The organism is Marinobacter sp. LM1, from assembly GCF_042763285.1.
GTDB lineage: Bacteria > Pseudomonadota > Gammaproteobacteria > Pseudomonadales > Oleiphilaceae > Marinobacter > Marinobacter nauticus.
The window spans coordinates 1286578-1305522 of record NZ_CP114373.1; the positions used below are offsets into that span (position 1 = coordinate 1286578).

The 18945-nt window shown below is 58.0% G+C and carries 19 protein-coding genes; 11 read left to right on the plus strand and 8 right to left on the minus strand.

Going from position 1 to position 18945, the window contains the following annotated elements:
• Window positions 1–80 precede the first annotated feature (80 nt).
• The 6 genes from rpmI to OZ656_RS05985 all read left to right on the plus strand — a co-directional run bounded on the left by rpmI (window position 81) and on the right by OZ656_RS05985 (window position 4899).
• Window positions 81–272, plus strand: coding sequence for a 50S ribosomal protein L35 (gene rpmI, locus OZ656_RS05960; RefSeq protein ID WP_007151842.1), 192 nt, complete (start codon window positions 81–83; stop codon window positions 270–272).
• A 50-nt stretch (window positions 273–322) separates the two neighbouring features.
• Entirely contained in the window at window positions 323–676 is a 354-nt protein-coding gene (gene rplT / locus OZ656_RS05965; RefSeq protein WP_011785532.1) for a 50S ribosomal protein L20, read from the plus strand.
• 137 nt (window positions 677–813) lie between these two features.
• Window positions 814–1812 (plus strand): phenylalanine--tRNA ligase subunit alpha, encoded by a 999-nt coding sequence (pheS, locus tag OZ656_RS05970; protein ID WP_011785531.1) that lies wholly within the window; start codon window positions 814–816, stop codon window positions 1810–1812.
• Window positions 1813–1874: 62 nt separating this feature from the next.
• Window positions 1875–4247, plus strand: coding sequence for a phenylalanine--tRNA ligase subunit beta (gene pheT / locus OZ656_RS05975; RefSeq protein WP_014420987.1), 2373 nt, complete (start codon window positions 1875–1877; stop codon window positions 4245–4247).
• A gap of 3 nt (window positions 4248–4250) precedes the next feature.
• Window positions 4251–4553 carry an integration host factor subunit alpha gene (gene ihfA, locus OZ656_RS05980; protein ID WP_011785529.1) on the plus strand — a complete coding sequence of 101 codons (303 nt, stop codon included), beginning with the start codon at window positions 4251–4253 and terminating at the stop codon, window positions 4551–4553.
• Entirely contained in the window at window positions 4534–4899 is a 366-nt protein-coding gene (locus OZ656_RS05985; RefSeq protein WP_011785528.1) for a MerR family transcriptional regulator, read from the plus strand. Before ihfA ends, OZ656_RS05985 begins: the two co-directional genes overlap by 20 nt.
• A gap of 89 nt (window positions 4900–4988) precedes the next feature.
• Here OZ656_RS05985 and OZ656_RS05990 read toward each other — a convergent pair whose 3' ends face one another.
• The gene (locus tag OZ656_RS05990) at window positions 4989–5177 is read right to left on the minus strand and encodes a DUF2892 domain-containing protein (RefSeq protein WP_011785527.1); all 189 of its coding nucleotides are present in this window, start codon (window positions 5175–5177) and stop codon (window positions 4989–4991) included.
• Window positions 5178–5289: 112 nt separating this feature from the next.
• On the opposite strand from OZ656_RS05990, the gene OZ656_RS05995 reads away from it, so the two are divergent.
• Window positions 5290–5931 carry a Crp/Fnr family transcriptional regulator gene (locus OZ656_RS05995; protein ID WP_153741387.1) on the plus strand — a complete coding sequence of 214 codons (642 nt, stop codon included), beginning with the start codon at window positions 5290–5292 and terminating at the stop codon, window positions 5929–5931.
• Here OZ656_RS05995 and OZ656_RS06000 read toward each other — a convergent pair.
• Entirely contained in the window at window positions 5920–7056 is a 1137-nt protein-coding gene (locus tag OZ656_RS06000) for a glycerate kinase (RefSeq protein WP_379945055.1), read from the minus strand. The two genes, OZ656_RS05995 and OZ656_RS06000, sit on opposite strands and share 12 nt — an antisense overlap.
• Before the next feature lies 1 nt (window position 7057).
• Window positions 7058–7510 (minus strand): winged helix-turn-helix transcriptional regulator, encoded by a 453-nt coding sequence (locus tag OZ656_RS06005; protein WP_011785524.1) that lies wholly within the window; start codon window positions 7508–7510, stop codon window positions 7058–7060.
• Between the two features lie 199 nt (window positions 7511–7709).
• Here OZ656_RS06005 and putA point away from each other — a divergent pair, with 199 nt between their 5' ends.
• The 4 genes from putA to OZ656_RS06025 all read left to right on the plus strand — a co-directional run bounded on the left by putA (window position 7710) and on the right by OZ656_RS06025 (window position 14739).
• On the plus strand, window positions 7710–11339 hold the full coding sequence (putA, locus tag OZ656_RS06010) for a bifunctional proline dehydrogenase/L-glutamate gamma-semialdehyde dehydrogenase PutA (protein WP_278349917.1): 3630 nt from the start codon (window positions 7710–7712) through the stop codon (window positions 11337–11339).
• Between the two features lie 118 nt (window positions 11340–11457).
• Complete coding sequence (locus tag OZ656_RS06015) at window positions 11458–12669, plus strand: MFS transporter (RefSeq protein WP_278349918.1); 1212 nt, start codon at window positions 11458–11460, stop codon at window positions 12667–12669.
• Between the two features lie 2 nt (window positions 12670–12671).
• Window positions 12672–13937 carry an MFS transporter gene (locus tag OZ656_RS06020; protein ID WP_278349919.1) on the plus strand — a complete coding sequence of 422 codons (1266 nt, stop codon included), beginning with the start codon at window positions 12672–12674 and terminating at the stop codon, window positions 13935–13937.
• Between the two features lie 349 nt (window positions 13938–14286).
• On the plus strand, window positions 14287–14739 hold the full coding sequence (locus OZ656_RS06025) for a DUF4124 domain-containing protein (protein WP_222447731.1): 453 nt from the start codon (window positions 14287–14289) through the stop codon (window positions 14737–14739).
• On the opposite strand, the gene OZ656_RS06030 is transcribed toward OZ656_RS06025, so the two are convergent.
• From OZ656_RS06030 to OZ656_RS06050, 5 genes are all read right to left on the minus strand, one after another.
• Window positions 14740–14961 (minus strand): hypothetical protein, encoded by a 222-nt coding sequence (locus OZ656_RS06030; protein WP_222447732.1) that lies wholly within the window; start codon window positions 14959–14961, stop codon window positions 14740–14742.
• Complete coding sequence (locus tag OZ656_RS06035) at window positions 14954–17002, minus strand: hypothetical protein (RefSeq protein WP_379945056.1); 2049 nt, start codon at window positions 17000–17002, stop codon at window positions 14954–14956. The genes OZ656_RS06030 and OZ656_RS06035 overlap by 8 nt, the downstream gene beginning before the upstream one ends.
• A 3-nt stretch (window positions 17003–17005) precedes the next feature.
• Window positions 17006–17413, minus strand: coding sequence for a hypothetical protein (locus tag OZ656_RS06040; RefSeq protein WP_379945057.1), 408 nt, complete (start codon window positions 17411–17413; stop codon window positions 17006–17008).
• Window positions 17414–17416: 3 nt separating this feature from the next.
• On the minus strand, window positions 17417–17623 hold the full coding sequence (locus OZ656_RS06045) for a hypothetical protein (protein ID WP_379945058.1): 207 nt from the start codon (window positions 17621–17623) through the stop codon (window positions 17417–17419).
• A gap of 104 nt (window positions 17624–17727) precedes the next feature.
• On the minus strand, window positions 17728–18942 hold the full coding sequence (locus OZ656_RS06050) for a hypothetical protein (protein WP_379945059.1): 1215 nt from the start codon (window positions 18940–18942) through the stop codon (window positions 17728–17730).
• Between the last annotated feature and the right edge of the window lie 3 nt (window positions 18943–18945).

Below are 18945 nucleotides of genomic sequence, written 5' to 3' on the forward strand. Positions count from 1 at the left end.
GACGGGTCCCCCGCATTAGCGGGGGATTTGTCGTTCAGGGGCACAATTGTTTATCCAAAATAGAATGCGGAGTTTTAAAAATGCCGAAGATGAAAACCAAGAGCGGAGCTACCAAGCGGTTCAAGAAGACCGCCACTGGCTTCAAGCACAAGCAGTCCTTCACCAGCCACATCCTGACCAAGAAGAGCCCGAAGCGTAAGCGTCAGCTGCGCGGTACCAAGCTCATCGCCAAGTCGGACGTAGCGTCTATCAAGCGCATGACCGCGTGCTGATTCAGCCGCGCGAATCATTCCTTAGAAAGTAAAGGTAGAAGGATTAAAGTATGGCTCGTGTAAAGCGTGGCGTGGTAGCACGTCGTCGTCACAAGAAGATTCTCAATCAGGCCAAAGGTTACTACGGTGCCCGTAGCCGTGTTTACCGCGTTGCCAAGCAAGCGGTTATCAAGGCCGGTCAGTATGCCTACCGTGACCGTCGCAACCGTAAGCGTGCATTCCGCGCTCTGTGGATTGCCCGTATCAACGCTGGCGCCCGTGCAAACGGTCTGTCTTACAGCCGTCTGATCGCTGGTCTGAAGAAGGCGAATGTTGAAATCGATCGTAAGGTTCTGGCCGATCTGGCCATGAACGAACAGCAGGCGTTTGCCGCTGTTGTTGAGAAGGCCAAAGCGTCCCTGTGATCGCTTAAGCTCTTTCATCGATTGCTGATCGATCCGGGCGCCCCATGTTTCATGACGGCGCCTTCTGATAGGGGAAGGGCACGCTCTTCCCCTATTTTTGTTTTAACCTACCCCATTTCTGGTTTGGAGCAGGGTCAATGGAAAACCTGGAGCAACTGGTTCAGGACGGGTTGAATGCCGTAGAAAAGGCCGACAACCTGCAGGCGCTTGATCAAATTCGTGTGGAATACCTCGGCAAAAAGGGTGTGATTACCCAGCAGGCAAAAACTCTGGGCAAGCTCTCTGCGGAGGAGCGCCCTGCGGCCGGCCAGAAGATCAATGAAGCCAAGGGGCAGGTGGAGCAAGCCATCAACGCACGGCGGGCAGATCTTGAGAAAGCGGCCATTGAAGCCAGGCTTGCGGCGGAATCCATTGACGTAACACTGCCGGGAAGGGGGCAGGACCTGGGTGGTTTGCATCCGGTAACCCGCACCCTGCAGCGCATTGAGGAAATCTTTGCCCGTGCCGGTTATAGCGTAGAGCAGGGGCCTGAAATCGAAGACGATTACCACAACTTCGAAGCTCTGAATATTCCCGGGCACCACCCGGCTCGTGCCATGCACGACACTTTCTATTTCAATCCGGGTACCTTGCTCCGTACCCACACCTCACCGGTACAGATCCGGACCATGGAAGCAGGCAAGCCGCCGTTCCGCATGATCTGCCCCGGACGGGTCTATCGTTGTGATTCCGATATGACTCACACCCCTATGTTCCACCAGGTAGAAGGTCTGCTGGTGGAGAAGAATGTCAGCTTCGCCGATCTGAAAAGCACCGTGGAGGAATTTCTCAGGGTGTTCTTCGAGCGGGATCTGAAAGTGCGCTTCCGTCCTTCCTACTTCCCGTTCACCGAACCATCGGCGGAAGTGGATATTGAATGGGGACGTGAGCCGGATGGCAGCATCAAGTGGCTGGAAGTGATGGGCTGCGGCATGGTGCATCCGAAAGTGTTCGAATATTGCGGTATTGATTCCGAGGAATATCGCGGGTTTGCTTTTGGTCTGGGTGTCGAGCGCCTGGCCATGCTTCGTTATGGAGTAAAAGACCTGCGTATGTTCTTCGAAAACGACCTGCGTTTCCTTCGTCAGTTCCGTTGATACGACACCAGGAATTGGCGTAACAGGCTCAGAATCAACCGAATCAGGACAGGACCAGGATAATGAAATTCAGTGAACAGTGGCTGCGCGAGTGGGTAAACCCGAACATTGGCTCTCAGGAGTTGATGGACCAGATCACCATGGCGGGGCTGGAAGTCGACGGCTTTGAGGCCGTGGCCGGCGAATTTTCCGGCGTGGTTGTGGGTGAGGTCGTTTCCGTTGCGCCCCATCCGGATGCCGACAAGCTGCGGGTGTGTCAGGTGAGCAATGGCGAGCAGACCGTGCAGGTGGTCTGTGGTGCCCCCAATGTTCGCGACGGGCTGAAGGTGCCTTTTGCCGAGGTGGGCGCTGTGCTGCCCGGCAATTTCAAGATCAAGAAAGCCAAGCTCCGGGGGCAGCCCTCCGAGGGTATGCTGTGTTCGGAATCCGAGCTGGGCTTGTCCGATAACCATGACGGCCTGATGGAGCTCCCGGAGGATGCCCCGGTTGGGCAGCCGGTGGTTGACTATCTGAAGCTGAATGACATCACCATTGATGTGGATCTAACCCCGAATCGCAGCGACTGTCTGTCCATCAAGGGCCTGGCCCGGGAAGTGGGCGTGTTGAACAGCCTGGTCACCAATGCGCCTTCCATTCCGCACGTGGAAGCGGTGCACTCGGAAGTGCCTGATATCCGGGTGGAAGCCCCTGAGGGTTGCCCCCGTTATCTGGGGCGTGTTCTGCGAAACGTCAATCTGCAGGCAGAAACGCCGCTCTGGATGCAGGAGAAGCTGCGTCGTTCCGGTATCCGTTCCATTGATGCGGCGGTGGATGTCACCAACTACGTCATGCTGGAACTGGGCCAGCCCATGCATGCCTTTGACCGGGATGAGATCAAGGGTGGGATTGTTGTGCGTATGGCTGGCTCGGGCGAAAAACTGGTATTGCTGGACGGTCAGGAGGTCGAGCTTACTCCGGAAACGCTGGTGATTGCCGACCACGAGAAGCCAGTGGCCATTGCCGGTGTGATGGGGGGCGAGCATTCCGGGGTGAGTGAGAAAACCCGGGATCTGGTGCTTGAATCCGCCTATTTTGACCCGATCACGCTGGCCGGCAAGGCTCGTCAATATGGCCTGCATACAGATGCCTCCCACCGTTTTGAGCGGGGCGTGGATTATGAGCTGGCACGGGATGCCATGGAGCGGGCAACCGGTCTGCTGATGGCTATTGTCGGGGGCGAGCCCGGCGAAATTGTCGAAGTGGCCAGCAAGGAACACCTGCCAAAGGCGCGGGTGATTGATCTGCGTGAGCAGCGCCTGGCGGATGTGTTGGGGCTTAGAATTGACCGCACTACCGTTGAAGAGATTCTCAGCCGGCTTGGCCTGCACATCGACAAGCTGTTGAAAGACGGCTGGCGTATCAGTGTGCCCAGCTTCCGGCCGGATATTTCCATCGAAGAAGACCTGATCGAAGAGGTCGGTCGCATTTTTGGTTATAACAATCTGCCGGTCACCGAGCCAACCGGCTCGCTTGGGCTGCGGGCCCGGGAAGAAGCGGTTCGGCCGCTGTCTGCTGTGCGTAACTTTTTCGTCGCCCAGGGCTACCAGGAAGCGGTGACCTACAGCTTTGTTGATCCCAAGGTTCAACAGCTGGTGGATCCGGAACGTGAGGGGATTGCGTTGGCCAATCCCATCTCGTCGGATCTTTCGGTGATGCGCACGACGCTTTGGAGCGGCCTGCTTAAAACCGTGGGCTACAACCAGAACCGGCAGCAGCCCCGTATTCGCTTGTTCGAGACCGGTTTGCGATTCGTTCAGGATGCCGATGGCATCAGTCAGCAGCCGATGTTGGCAGGGGTGGTGGTTGGTAACCAGAATCCCGAAAACTGGGTAAACGGTCGCAGAACCACGGATTTCTTTGATGTAAAAGGGGAATTGGAAAGCCTGTTCCGACTGCTTGGCATCGAGGTTGATTTTATTGCCAGCCAGCACCCTGCGCTGCATCCGGGCCAGACGGCGGAACTGTTGAGGGATGGCGAGCATGTGGGCTGGCTGGGTGCACTGCATCCACAAGTTCAGAAAAATCTTGAACTTAATGGCACGATCCTGATGTTTGAGCTATTCTTGAATTCGATCGTTGCCGGTTATGTGCCTAATTTCAAAGATATTTCAAAATTCCCGGAAGTTCGCCGGGATTTGGCTATCATTATCGGGAGCGATGTGGCGTTCGCCCAGGTAGAACATGTGGCCCGTAAACATGCTGGCGAGCACCTCACGGCGTTGCGTGTGTTTGATGTCTACGAAGGTGAAAGCCTGGGTGAGGGTAACCGAAGCCTGGCTCTGAGCCTGTTCTGGCAGCATCCTGAACGCACGCTTAACGAGGACGAAGTGCATTCGCTCTTCAATGGGGTTATCGATGCCCTGAAAGAAGAGTTGGGGGCAACACTGAGGAGTTGACAGATGGCGGCTTTGACGAAAGCGGACATGGCAGAGCGCTTGTACGAGGAGTTGGGGCTTAACAAGCGGGAAGCCAAGGAAATGGTGGAAGCTTTCTTCGACGAAATCAGAGGCGCACTCAGCCACAACGAGCAGGTGAAGTTGTCGGGTTTCGGCAACTTCGATCTCAGGGACAAGAAGCAGCGACCGGGACGGAACCCGAAAACGGGTGAGGAAATTCCCATCAGTGCACGGCGCGTAGTTACGTTTCGACCAGGTCAGAAACTGAAGCAGAAAGTAGAAGCGTATGCTGGAACCCAGTCATAACAATGAGCTCCCGGTTATTCCGGGCAAGCGTTATTTCACCATTGGTGAAGTAGCCGAGCTGTGTGCGGTCAAGGCGCATGTGTTGCGCTATTGGGAGCAGGAATTCCCGCAGCTGTCGCCGGTCAAGCGCCGGGGCAATCGCCGTTACTATCAACGCGCGGATGTGATCACCATCCGCCAGATCCGCAGCCTGCTGTACGATCAGGGCTACACCATTGGTGGTGCCAAGCAGAAGCTCAGCAGCAGCGAAGTGAAGGATGATACTTCACAGTACAAGCAGTTGATCCGTCAGATGATCACCGAGCTTGAGGAAGTGCTGGATGTGCTGAACACGCCGGTGCGCTGAAACAGCAGTAAGCCTGTCTGCATTGAAGAACGACAAAGGCCAGAGTGGCGAGAGCTGCTCTGGCCTTTGTGTTTCTGGTGCCTGGAGGCCTATTTTGTTTTGCAGGTTTTGATGCCGAGCAGGGAATAGGCAGGGCAGTTTCCCACCAGTGCTGTTGCCAGCGGTACAATGCCAATCCAGCCCCAGGGTGTCTGGGGGCCAACAAAGACCAGGGCCAGCAGGACAACACCCACGATGGCACGAATAATACGATCAGCGGAACCCATGTTTACCGTCATCTTGGTCTCTCCTGTGTGATGTCGGATGATGGTTTGACTATAGGCCTGTTATTGGCCGGGTTCAGTGATAAAGTCACACAGGCAGACGACTTTCGATACAAGGCAATGCGGAATGGCCAGGCACAGTATTCTCGACACACTACATGACTCCTTGCGCAAAGATGCCCTGGAGGGTCTCCAGGCCATGCGTTTCCCTCCCGGGCAGGTGCTGTTCAGTGCCGGAGAACATTGCCGGGGGCTTCCCCTGGTGCTGGATGGCAGTATCAAGGTGCAGATGACCGGAGCATCTGGCCACAGCATCGTGCTCTACCGTATGGGCGCTGACGATATCTGCACGTTGTCCATTGGCTGTCTGATGACGGGCCGTGGCTACCGGGCTGAAGCCATCGTTGAAGAGGAGGCAGAAGCCGCCATTATCCCGCGCGGATTATTCGATCGGCTGATGGATCAGTCGGCAGAGTTCCGGCTGGGGATTATGGAGTCCTATGGCCGTCGACTTGACGATCTGATGTTGTTGGTTGAAGAAGTAGCGTTTCACCGTATGGATGAGCGCCTGGCGGAGTGGCTTCAGGCCCGTGCGGCTGATGGTCAGAGTGTACTGAATATTACCCATCAGGAGCTGGCCGTGGAGCTGGGAACGGCCAGGGAAGTGGTCAGCCGACTGCTTAAAGAACTCGAACGCCGGGGCCAGGTTCGGTTAGCCCGCGGCCGGGTTGAGCTCACCGGATTACGGAAAACCGCTTCACCGGCGTGAGAAACTGTGCGTCAGGCGCGCCAGCTGCTCCGAAGACTTCTCGAGGTTAGCTTCTGCCAGACCATAGGCTTCCGTCAGGGTGATGGGAGCGGGGGTGATCGAGAAAGCCGCTGTTAACCCAACGCTATGGAGCGGAGCCAGTTCAGCCCCTAATTTTCCACACAGGCCAATCACTGGTACACCGCAGGCATGCGCCAGTCTGGACACGCCGGCCGGCGTTTTTCCAAAGGCGCTTTGAGCATCGATGGCGCCTTCCGCGGTGATCACCAGATCCGCGTTGCGGATATGCTGCTCCAGTTTGACGGCCTCCATCACCAGCTCTATTCCCGGTTGGAGTCGGGCGTCCAGAATACCCTTGACCGTGCCACCAATACCCCCGGCGGCGCCACTACCGGGAAAGCTGGCAATGTCCAGGCCCTGCGCCTTAACCAGACGGGAAAAATGCGCAAGATTGGCGTCCAGCTGACGAACGTCGTCTTCATTGGCGCCTTTCTGCGGCCCGAAAACCGCTGCCGCTCCCTCCGGGCCCAGCAGTGGATTGGTGACATCGCAGGCCACAATCAACTGGATGCCGTTGAGTCGACGAATGGCAGGTTCCAGGTCAACGGTGGCCAGCCTTGCCAGGCCGGCGCCGCCGGGCCCGATTTCCTCGCTCTGGTTATCCAGCAGGCGCGCCCCCAGAGCCTGCAGTATGCCCGCGCCGCCATCCGTTGTGGCGCTTCCTCCCAGGCCCATGATCAATGTTTTCGGCCGGTGTTTCAGGGCTGCCAGAATCATCTCTCCGGTACCACGGCTGGTTGCCCGGAGCGCATCACGGGCCTCGGCGGGTACACAATGCAAGCCGCTGGCTTCAGCTACCTCAATGACGGCGGTTTCGTTGTTATTGGCCAGGCCAAAGCGGGCTTCGATACGCTCACCCAGCGGGCCCGTGACGGCCACCGTATGCAGCCGCCCGCCCATAGCCTCTGTCAGTGCCACAGTGGTTCCTTCACCCCCATCGGCGAGGGGGATTTCCACAATCTCATCCTCCGGGGCAGCCTTGCGCCATCCACGGGCGATGGCAGAGGCGACCTGCTTCGCAGACAGGCATTCCTTGAAGGAGTCGGGCGCAACAACGATCCGCATCTTACTGTCCTCGGTCTTTAACGTTTTCCATCACGACAAAAGTGCTGGTCTGGAGTACGTGGGGCAGGCTGGAGATCTGTTCTCCCAGAACCTGGCGGTATTCAGCCATGTTGCGGGTACGTATTTTCAGAAGATAGTCGAAATTCGCCGCCATCATATGACACTGCTCCACCGCGGAGATTTGCCGGACGGCCTCATTGAACGCCGCCAGTGCCTTGCTGCTGGTGTCATTCAGAGTGACCTGGGCGAACGCAACATGAGAGAGCCCCAGCTTGGTCTGATTCACCATGGCGCTGTAGCCGGTAATGTATCCCTGATCTTCCAGCCGTTTCATTCGTACCTGACAGGGAGTCTTTGATAAACCGACCCGGGAAGCAAGGTCTGTCACGGTAATACGGCCGTTCTTTTGCAGTTCCCGGATGATGGAAAGATCGATTCTGTCGAGATCTGCCATGACTGCTATCCTTTGAGATAGTGGATGAATTTTTTTAAAAGGCCGAAACGTCCAATATTAGCGAAAGTGCAGGCTTATAGATAATTTTTAGGGTACTAAAAAAGGAAAATAATAATCTATTTTGATGCTGAACAGGCTAATTGCATGTACCTGCTTCGCTAAAATGCGGTCAGTATTCAAACAATCAGGAGGGTACACCATGAGTCTTCAGCAATCTGTGGCACCGGAACTTAACGACATTCGCCAGGCGATCCGTGCAAACTACCTGGCAGATGAACATGAAGTGATCCACCGGCTGATTGCTGAGGCCCAGTTGTCGGATGAAACCCGAAAGGCGATTTCGGCCCGGGCGGCAGAGCTGGTGCGGGATGTGCGCAACAGCGCCCGCCCGACCATCATGGAAAAGTTTCTCGCCGAATACGGGCTGACCACCAAAGAAGGTGTGGCCCTGATGTGTCTGGCGGAGGCTCTGCTGCGGGTACCTGACAATCTCACCATCCAGGATCTGATTGAAGACAAGATCACCTCGGGTAACTGGGGCGCCCACGTGGGCAAGGCCAAGTCCGGAATGATCAACTCGGCCACCCTGGCCCTGCTGATGACCAGCAACCTGCTGAAAGATTCCGAGCGCCAGAGTGTGGGGGATACCCTTCGTAAGCTGGTCAAGCGCCTGGGCGAACCGGTTGTGCGCACCGTGGCGGGCCAGGCCATGAAGGAAATGGGGCGCCAGTTTGTACTGGGTCGTACCATTGAAGAGGCGCAGGACCGCGGCAAGTCCCAGGAAGAGCGGGGCTATACCTATTCCTATGACATGCTGGGCGAAGCGGCGCGCACCGATGCCGATGCTCAGCGTTATTACCAGGCGTACTCTGATGCCATTGACAGCATCAGCAAGCGCTGCAAAGGCGATGTAAGAACGAATCCGGGTATCTCGGTGAAGCTGTCAGCGCTGCTGGCACGCTATGAGTACGGGCATAAAGAGCGGGTGATGAATGAACTCATGCCCCGGGCACTCAAGCTCGCCAAAAAGGCAGCAGCGGCCAACATGGGCTTCAATATTGATGCCGAAGAGCAGGATCGTCTGGATCTTTCCCTGGATGTGATTGAGGCCATCCTGTCCGACCCGGAACTGAAAGACTGGCAAGGTTTTGGTGTTGTGGTCCAGGCGTTCGGCAAGCGCGCCTCGCAGACCCTGGACTGGCTCTATGCGCTTTCTGAAAAACTGGATCGCCGCATCATGGTGCGGCTGGTTAAAGGTGCTTACTGGGATGCCGAGATCAAGCGTGCCCAGGTGATGGGCCTGTCAGACTTTCCGGTCTTCACCCGCAAGGCCTGCAGCGACGTCGCTTACCTGGCCGGTGCTCGCAAGCTTCTGGGCATGACCGACCGTATCTACCCGCAGTTCGCCACCCACAACGCCCATTCGGTGTCAGCGGTGCTGGAACTGGCCAAGGATCTGAGTCGGGATAAATTCGAGTTCCAGCGCCTGCATGGTATGGGCGAATCCCTGCACGACCAGGTTCTGGAGGACAGCGGTGTGCCTTGCCGGATCTACGCGCCGGTAGGTGCCCACAAAGACCTGCTGGCTTACCTGGTTCGCCGGTTGCTGGAGAACGGCGCCAACAGTTCCTTTGTTAACCAGATTGTGGATACCAGCATCACCCCGGAAGAAATCGCCAAAGACCCTATTGACGTGGTGGTGGGCCTTGGCCAAAACCTGTCCAGCAAAGCGATTGTGCACCCGTCGAAAATCTTTGGTGAGCAGCGTCGAAACTCCAAAGGATGGGATATTACGGATCCGGTGACGGTGGCCGAGATTGATGAAGGTCGTAATCGTTACAAGAGCCATCAGTGGAAAGGTGGCCCGATACTGGCCGTGGATTCTGTCAGTGACGAAGTGGTTGAGGTACGGAATCCTGCAAACCCGGACGACCTGGTCGGTCACATCACCTATACCTCAGACGTGGATATTTCGTCAGCTCTGGACGCCGCTCAGGACGGCTTCAAACAGTGGTCTTCGGTACCGGCGGAAGAGCGTGCGGCCATGATTCGCAGGGTCGGCGACCTTTACGAAGAGAATGTGCACGAGCTGTTTGCGTTGACCACCCGAGAAGCAGGCAAATCCCTGCTGGATGCCGTGGCCGAGATTCGTGAGGCCGTGGATTTTGCCATGTTCTATGCCATTGAAGGCATTCGTTACAAGAATGACGGCGAAGCCCGTGGTGTGATGTGCTGCATCTCGCCCTGGAACTTCCCGCTGGCGATCTTTACTGGCCAGATTCTGGCGAACCTGGCGGCCGGTAACGCGGTGGTGGCCAAGCCGGCAGAACAAACCTCGCTGCTGGCCTTCCGGGCCGTGGAGCTGATGCATCAGGCGGGCATCCCCCGGGCTGCGATCCAGCTATTGCCTGGTACCGGCGCCACCGTGGGTTCCGGACTGACCTCAGATGCCCGGGTGACCGGCGTGTGTTTCACGGGTTCAACCGCCACGGCGCAGCGGATCAACAAGGCCATGACCGAACACATGGAGCCGGATGCACCGCTGGTGGCAGAAACCGGTGGCCTGAACGCCATGATCGTGGATTCCACCGCGTTGCCGGAGCAGGTGGTGCGTGACGTGCTGGCATCCTCCTTCCAGAGTGCCGGTCAGCGCTGTTCTGCACTTCGCATGCTGTATGTACAGAAGGACATTGCCGATAATCTCCTGGACATGCTCTACGGTGCCATGGAGGAACTTGGTATTGGTGATCCGTGGCAGTTGTCGACCGATGTGGGCCCGGTGATCGACGAAAACGCCCGCAAGAAGATTACCGACCATTGCCAGAAATTCGAGCAGCAAGGCAAACTGCTCAAGAAACTCAACGTACCGGAGAAGGGCCTGTTCGTGTCGCCGGCAGTGCTTCAGGTGAGCGGAATTGAAGAACTGGAAGAGGAAATCTTCGGCCCGGTTCTGCACGTGGCTACGTTTGAAGCCAAGGACATCGACAAGGTGATTGATGCCGTCAATGCCAAGGGCTACGGTCTGACTTTCGGTATTCATAGCCGCGTTGACCGCCGGATCGAGCACATTGCCAGTCGTATCAAGGTGGGCAACACCTACGTTAACCGTAACCAGATCGGCGCCATCGTCGGCTCCCAGCCATTCGGTGGCGAGGGACTGTCGGGTACCGGGCCGAAAGCCGGTGGCCCGCAATACGTGCGCCGTTTCCTGCGGGGTGAGGTGGTTGAAAAGCCTGCTCAGTCCAGTGACAAGGTGTTCAGTACCGACAAGGCCCAGAAGCTGATCGACAAGCTGGCCAAAGCAGCGGTACCGGAAGCGGAAGGTCGTCAGGCGTTGCTGGAGCCCTTCTTCGGTAAGGTGCCGGCGCCTCTGGACGAAGGGTACGAGGAGATGCCGGGGCCGACGGGCGAGCAGAACCATCTGTCCTGCCATGGTCGCGGGCTGGTACTGTGCCTTGGTCCAGACGCCGAGTCTGCCGTTGAGCAGGCCGGCACCGCCCTGTCGCAGGGTAACAAGGTGGTAGTGATTGCACCGGGTGCCGAGAAGGCACTGGCCGATGCCATCAAGGCCGGACTTCCGGTTATTGCCAGCGATGGCATGCTTGATCCGGACGCTCTGAGCCACCTGACCGGATTTGAAGCGGTGGTGAGCGTAGCCGAGAAGCCGCTGCTCAAGCAGTATCGCATGGCGCTGAGCAAGCGTGAGGGCGCGCTGTTGCCGGTGATCACAGAACACAAGCTGGATCAACGCTACGTGATTGAGCGGCATCTGTGTATCGACACCACAGCGGCCGGTGGTAACGCCAGCCTGATTGCGTCGGCTGAATAAAGCCGGTTTGGGCCGGGGGGAGTGCTTCCCCCGGCTTTTCCTTTCCTCGCGTTTCTGTTGCGAGCCATTCGCGTTACCATAGCCCGTTTTAGCTACATCATTCGAATCGGGCATCCACTTGCAAAGCAACCATTCCAGCCACCGCGACTCTTCCGGGGGAGCCTCTGAGGCCTCGCAAAATTTCTTCGCGGTCTGTCTGTCACTGACGCTGTGTTTTGTCGTCTACTCAATGCTGATTGTGGCAGTGCCTGTGTATGGACTTCAACTTGGCGCCTCTCCGCTCGTTCTGGGTGCAGTGTTAAGCGCCCAGTATCTGCTACCGCTGGTGCTGGCCATTCCCCTGGGAGGCATCGTGAGCCGGTTTGGTGGCAGGGCCACGCTGCTGGCCGGGGCGGGCATTATGGTGGCAGGCTTGTTGTCGATGCATGCGTGGTATGGCTATGCGGGCCTCGTGACTGGTCAGTTGCTGGTGGGGCTGGCTCACCTCCAGATGGTTCTGGCCGCCCAAACCATCATTTCCAACCTGGGCACCGGGCCGAGGCTGGAGCAGTATTTTGGCTGGTATGCCACCTGGCTGTCGGGCGGGCAGGTTATTGGCCCGTTGCTGGCCGGTGTCCTGCTGAAGTCTTCCGGTACCGAGTACGTGTTCCTGGTAATGGCTCTGTTTGCGCTGGTCTCGGGCGTTGTAACACTCCGCCTGACCGGGCAGGCGAGGGAGCGTATTCACGTTACCCGAAAGCAGGCGGGTTTCCGGGCGCAATGGCAGCTTGTCGGCAGTAACCGTGGGGTGCAGTTGTCGATTCTGGTCACGGTATTGGGGATGTTCGCACTCGGGGTCTACGGAAGCTATTTGCCAGTGTACCTGGAGAGCCTGGCCATCAGCCCGTTGATAATCGGAGTTCTGGTCAGTCTTCGTGCCGGCGTTTCTATGCTGGTTCGGCCGTTTATGGCGCGCATTATTGGTCTCGCGGGGGGGCGCGTCCCGACAGTCTTGCTCTCGCTCGGAACCCTCGCCACTGGCCTGGCTTTGCTGGGCGTGTCTGAGCAGGTCATGCTGATGGCAGCCCTGGCCATGCTGGTGGGTATCGGTTCGGGCCTCACCCAGCCTTTGTCCATGGTGATTCTGGCGGAATCCGTGGAACGGGAGCGGCGTGCAGGGGCATTGGGTATGCGTTTGATGGCAAACCGGGCGGTGCACTTTCTGGCGCCCCTGTTCTTTGGTCTGCTACTTGAACTGAGCGGCTTTACACTGGCTTTCGCTGCTTCAGGTATACTGATTGGCTTCGCGCTTATTGTGGCGCACCGACTGTTCAGCTCCGGGAATCTGTAACCATGTCTGGCACGGCCTCCGGCACCTATGATCGACTGATCAACCCTGTACTTGTCGCAGGCTGTATTATTATTCTGGTTGGTTTTTCCGTGCGGGCTTCTTTTGGTCTGTTTCAACTGCCGATTGCCCTGGAATTTGCCTGGCCAAGGGAGTCGTTTTCTCTGGCCATCGCCATTCAGAACCTGTTCTGGGGCATCGGGCAGCCGATCTTTGGAGCTTTTGCCGAACGCTACGGTGATCGCAAAGCTATCCTGGTGGGCGGTATCTGTTACGTGGTCGGGCTGGTTGCCTCGGCATTCGCCATTACCCCGGGCCAGCACCAGCTTCTGGAAATCCTGGTTGGGTTCGGGATTGCCGGAACCGGATTCGGGGTCATCCTCGCTGTCGTAGGGCGCTCTGCCCCGGAAAAGCATCGCTCCATGGCGCTGGGCATTGCAACCGCAGCCGGTTCTGCAGGGCAGATCATTGGCCCGCCCGTCGCGCAGGCGCTGCTGAGCCAGATGCCCTGGCAAAGCGTGTTCATGGTGTTGGCCGGTTTCATTACGGTGTCGATGCTTGCCCTTCTGTTTATGCGGGCACCCAAGGCGGCGCCCTCGGTATCGACCGATGAGCCGATGGGGGTGGTGCTGAAGCGAGCGGTGAAAGACCCCTCCTTCCTGTTCATTTTTATCGGCTTTTTCTCTTGCGGGTACCAACTGGCGTTCATCACCGCGCATTTTCCGGCGTTTATTACGGAAATGTGTGGGCCAATTACGCCGGACAGCCTGATCTACGTGCTGGGGGTAACGTCAGCGTCCGGGCTCGGCGCCATCTCAATTGCCCTGATCGGTCTGTTCAATATCGGTGGCACACTGATGGCCGGCTGGTTGGGTAACCGATACTCGCGCAAGTACCTTCTGGCGACGATTTACCTGTTACGAACAATCGTCTCTGCCGCCTTTATCATGGCGCCCATCACTCCTGAAAGCGTTGTGCTCTTCTCGGTGGCGATGGGTTCGTTGTGGTTGGCAACGGTACCGCTGACGTCTGGCCTGGTTGCCCACATCTACGGGTTGAAGTACATGGGCACGCTCTATGGCCTGGTATTCTTTTCGCACCAGCTTGGCGGTTTTCTTGGTGTCTGGCTGGGTGGAGCCCTGTACGACCTCTACCATAACTACACGCTGGTGTGGTGGATCGGTGTAGGCGTCGGGGCGTTGTCGGCACTGATTCACCTGCCGATTCGGGAATACCCCTGGGAGAAGCGTGGGCAGGCGGTCGCTGCCTGATAGAACGACAAAGCCCGGACCTTTCGGCCCGGGCTTTGTGTAGGGAATTCTGGTCGGGACGGTAGGATTTGAACCTACGACCCCTTGCACCCCATGTATGGGTGGAAAGTGGGGCAGGGCGCTGAAATATATAGAAAAAGGCGAGTTTGGAAAGGTCAGAAAATCGGGAAAACCGTCCCTTAAAAATCAAAATATTACAATGCCGTTTTGGTTCGAAATTCCGCCAGCCTTCCCTTCAAACCCCTGCCAAAAATAGGGGTACAACCAATCCGCCAGCGTGCTATTTAACATCTTTTGACATCCAGTTTCTGACTGCATTGGCTAAGGTATCTCGATAAAGGAGGTTAGCATGCTCAAAAGGACGTTGCTTTTCATCGCATTACTATTCCCTGTAGTCGGTCAGGCTGCCATCTATCAGTGCAAGGTTGATGGCCAGACGATCTTCTCCGACGAGCCTTGTGGTGATAACGCCAAGGAACTGGATCATAAGCCAGCTCCGGCTATTGGCGGTCGATTCGACACTGGCACGGATGCGGAATTCTACGAGCCGGAAACTCGCCAGAGATCCAATGCCAGCGACCCATGCCCTTACATTAACTCTACGGAGCTTCGACGCCTGATCGTGCAGAACAAGATCAAGCGAGGCATGAAACCGGATGATGTCAGGAGATCTTGGGGGAGCCCATCAAGCATATCGACTGGCGATCTGACTCAGTGGGCCTATCACTACACTGGCGGCTCGGCCAATTATGTGTATTTCAGAAACGGGTGTGTTGTTAACTGGAGTGGCTACTACCGCTGATCAGATTGTTTGATCAATGCCAGCCAAAGCTGGGGCCGGCCCTTCAATTTGCCGGCCTCGGATGAACACATGATCGCCCACCTGGACATCTCCCCTCACTCGCACTCTCGCTCCGGTTACCAGCTCTACTGTCGCGCCATCAGGGTGCACCGCCACCACCTTTCCTTTATCCCTGGGCTCTGAGGGCAGCACGCCGAGCAGGCGCTTATACAGGTTACTCATGGGTTTCTACTCCAATGGTTTGCCAAAGCTGAGGGCGGCTGTGATTGACGCTCAGACTGCGAACCAGCCCGCGCCGGGTGTTACCCTGCTCCTGATACTCGATCAGCTTGCCGGGTCGGATCAGGCCGGTTTCAGGCAGAACGGGCAAGCGCAGGCTGATCTGGGCTTGCTTGCCGGTGTTACCCAGCAGAGCCAGGCCTCGCTGGCGGGTCATGGCCGGGTCGGTGGCCAGCTCGTCGATGATGGTCGGGGCCGGCTTGGTGCCGCCGCTGGTGCCGACGATGATGCGGTCGGCCCGCCCCTGGTCGCCGCCGTGTACCCAGACCGCGTTATAGTCCGGTTTTTCCTGCCACTCGATGCCCTCCAGTTCCACAACGTCCTCCGGCAGTACAATGTCGGGGGTGGCGCTTAACCAGTCCCAGGGGGCGACCGGGTACCGGGGCAGAATCCGTAGAGTCTGGTCGGTGTCATGGCTCTGGACGTAGGCGCCGCCGGCCTCAGCGATCCGCTTCGCCGCGTCGATCCAAGTGCCGTTATGGGACCAGATACCGACGGGTATCTGCCAGTCCTCGATCTGCCAGTCGAGCGACCAGCCGATCGGAACGCCGTTGATTTTCAGTGTTTCATTCAGGGCCTGCTGGGCGGTCATGCCGCTGGTGTTGGTGTACTGCGTGACCGGTGCGAGGGGGGCAGACAGGAACGCGGCGCGCCCCCTTCCTGAAACTCGTAGCCAGGCTTCGCCCCAGCGGCGTTCCCGCTGTATGTTTTCGACCAATACCCGCAGGGGTTCGCCGTTGATGGTGGCGATCAGCTCCACTCGGGTGCTGCTGTCCGGCCGCACTTGTGCCAATGCGCTGGCCGGGATACGGGTTGACCAGCTCCAGGTCCAGCTATCGGCATCGATGCTGGCGCTGAAATCCTCGGCCGGGACGGGGGTGCCGTCCAGCTCGGTCAGGGTCAGGGTGTTGATCACGGTGTAAATCTCCCTGATGGGTATGATGACGGTGCCGCCCGGGTCTGGTTTGTCATCCGGGCAACCGAATATCAGTGTTGTGGTGCCGTCTTGCTCTCGGCAGAACCGGAGCACAATCTGGTCGTCGTCCGGCGTTTCCGGGTCAACCGGTGGTGGCCAGGTGGCCAGCCCGGGCGGCGGGTAAATCGCCTGGGTTGCTCGGATGCTGACTTTCAGGGCCAGCTTGGCGCCCTGATTGCTGCGCACGGTGAGGGTGCCGGCGACCGGGAGGCTCTGCTGCTCCGTCAGCGCCCGCGTGGCCCTCAGTTTGATGGTTTCCGCGTATCGCTGGCCCACGCCTTTGCTTAGGCGGATGCCGCGCTGGTGTTCGCTGGTGAACGCCTGCCGGATGCGTACCGCGTCTGCGTGTCCGATGGTGGTGGCGCGGCCTTCGATTTTCTGGCCGTGCTGGGCCACGATTCGGCGGCTGGCTTCCAGCTTTTCAGACTGCTGTTGCCGGATGCTCTGGCCTTTGGTGACGGGCAGGGCCTCGGTCTGGATCGGGGCCGCGCGGGTCTGGGTGCGCGCCATCTCTTGCTGCTGGGTGGCCAGCCGGGTCTGGCTGGTCTGGAAGTTGCGCGCGGGCAGCCCGGCGGCTACCCCGTCCGCGTCGGGCAGGTCCAGATTCTGGCTGCCCTCGGCGGCCATGGCGATCTGCGGGCTGGATTCTGGCAGGGTGGCCAGCAAATCCCCCCGCAGGGTCTGATCGATGGCCTGCAGGGTTATGTCCGCCAGCGCCGGTGCCGGCAGGATCGCGCTCAGGGTGCCCATGACCGGCGGGACGGCGCTTTCGCCTTCTGCGGCCAGGGTTATGTCCGGCAAGGCTGGAACGGGCAGACTGGCGCTCAGGGTGCCGCTGGTGGTCGGGTATTCCGGCGGCTCATAGCGGCCAAACTGGAGCGTGACCGGCCCGGGGGTTGGTTCCCTCGGGCGCAGCAGCTCCAGGATGATGCCGGGGTCTGGGGTGAACCGAAGGTCTACCGGCCCCGGGGTGTCCTGCCGTCGCTTCCAGAGCCGAAGCTTGATCACGGTTTACCCCTGAAATACGGCGCTGGTGATCCGGGCAAAGGCGCCGGCCTGCAGATTGGTGTCCTGCAGTTTGATGTCGCCGGAGCCGGCTTCGTCGGTCACGGTGGCGTCGGCCCAATGGGCACCGGTGCCGTCCAGTATCCGGGCGCTGTCTACGATGCCGGCGGTTGTCACCTGGCCTTCAAGGGCGGCGGTGGTTCTGATCTGGATCTGTTCGGTGTCCAACGTCAAAACCTCCGGCGCCATTGGTAGCTCGGCGATCAGGGTGCCGGTGTCCGGCGTGCCCTCGAATAGCTGAATGACGGCTTCCCCCGGGCTGGCGACCAGCCGGGCATAGCTGGCCTGCAGGGCTGGCACTCGCGCGGCTTCCTGTCGTGCCGCCTGATGGGTTGTCGATAGGGTCAAGGCCATGCGTTACTCCATCGGCTCGGGGCGCAGGTTGGTTTTGATTACGGGATCGTATTCTTGGTCCGGGTCGTGGGCTATCACGGTATAAAGTCGCCCCGTATCCAGATAGTCCAATACCCACTCCCCCGTCAGCTCGTCGGCTTTAATTCTGGCAATGTGGGTTCTTGGCCCTTCCCCAAGGAAAGAACTGGAAGCCTGAGTGTAAATGTTCACCCATCTTCCCGCCGGGGCACCGGTAGCGTCCGTGACTAGTCCTTTTAACCTACCGGCGCCGAGACCTCCTCGACGACCAAAAACGCCGCCTAGTGTGAGCCTGCTCATCGCCATGGCCCCTCTATGTCAAACACTCCCACCTCTGAGCCGAGGACGTTGGTTGAGCCAAAATTGAGCTGAACCATGAGCAAAGCGTTATCATTGACATGGGCTTTATCGATCAGCTTTGCAACGCCGTTTTCTGGCACCCTGGATTCGCTCGTTAGCTTAGTGATGGTTTGCAAAAGCCCTGGGGCTCTTCCTCGCATAACTTTGTCTTGCGTTACAATGACCGGCAAAAACAGATAACCGCCGCTCACTGGAGAAGGGTAAATATTACTTGATGCGTAAGTGTCAGAGTTCCCGAGGTAATTCTGGCCGTATATACCGACCTTCGACGCTTTAGGCCCTCTCGTTGCCCCCTCTCTCGACGCGGCAAAGTAGTATCCAGTAGAGGCACTATCTCTTGTTTCGTGCGCTTTGCAGTTTTGACCAGGGTAAGTTGATTGCCTGATATCTGCCGACGTGAGGCATGCAAAGACATCCAAGGGGGCCGCCCCAACGATGTCTCCAAACTCATAAAGTGCTGCTCCCCGGTTGTTATAATAACTGGGCATAAAGTAGAAAAAGCGCTCGTCAGCAACAATCGCCCAGTTCGCCGGCGCGTATGAGGGTGTGCCTATTCGAGTCCACTGGTGGTTTGAGGTGCTGTTATCGGCTGGTTGGTCGGCGAAGGTAGGGAACTCATCAGTTCCTGTATCAATATCAGTCATGGCTTGATAGCAGCGAACAGGGACGCGGAAAGCGTCGTTGTACGGCGCAGTATCGTCTACCCGAATAAAGCAACCATAGCTGTCCGGGTGAGTTGAGCGGTAGGCTGCTTTCAGGTTGTCGCCGAAAGCCTTTTCCCAATAACCGGGGGTCGCGCGCTTCACTGTTATGCTTCCCGTGGCATTACCATCAGGGATGCCGGGGCAGTCAAAACTAAAGGTCGTGGCCGTCGTCGCTTTGATTCGCCATACGTCGTTCAGCTCTATCGGGTTGGCGCCGGCGATCTCAATTACGGCATATTTTTCAAAGGTATTGCCTCCGCTGAACTCAACTGTCGCAACGCCACCACTGACGGTGATCTTGTTTCCGTCTGGGGTGGCGGTACCGAAGCCGTTAATCAAACAGGCGTCAAGGATTGCGACAATTGCACCCGGGGTTTCATCCAGTATCGGAGCACCGACCATGTCGCTGGTAAACCATCGAACTGTGCTGTTTTGCGGAACTGCCATTTG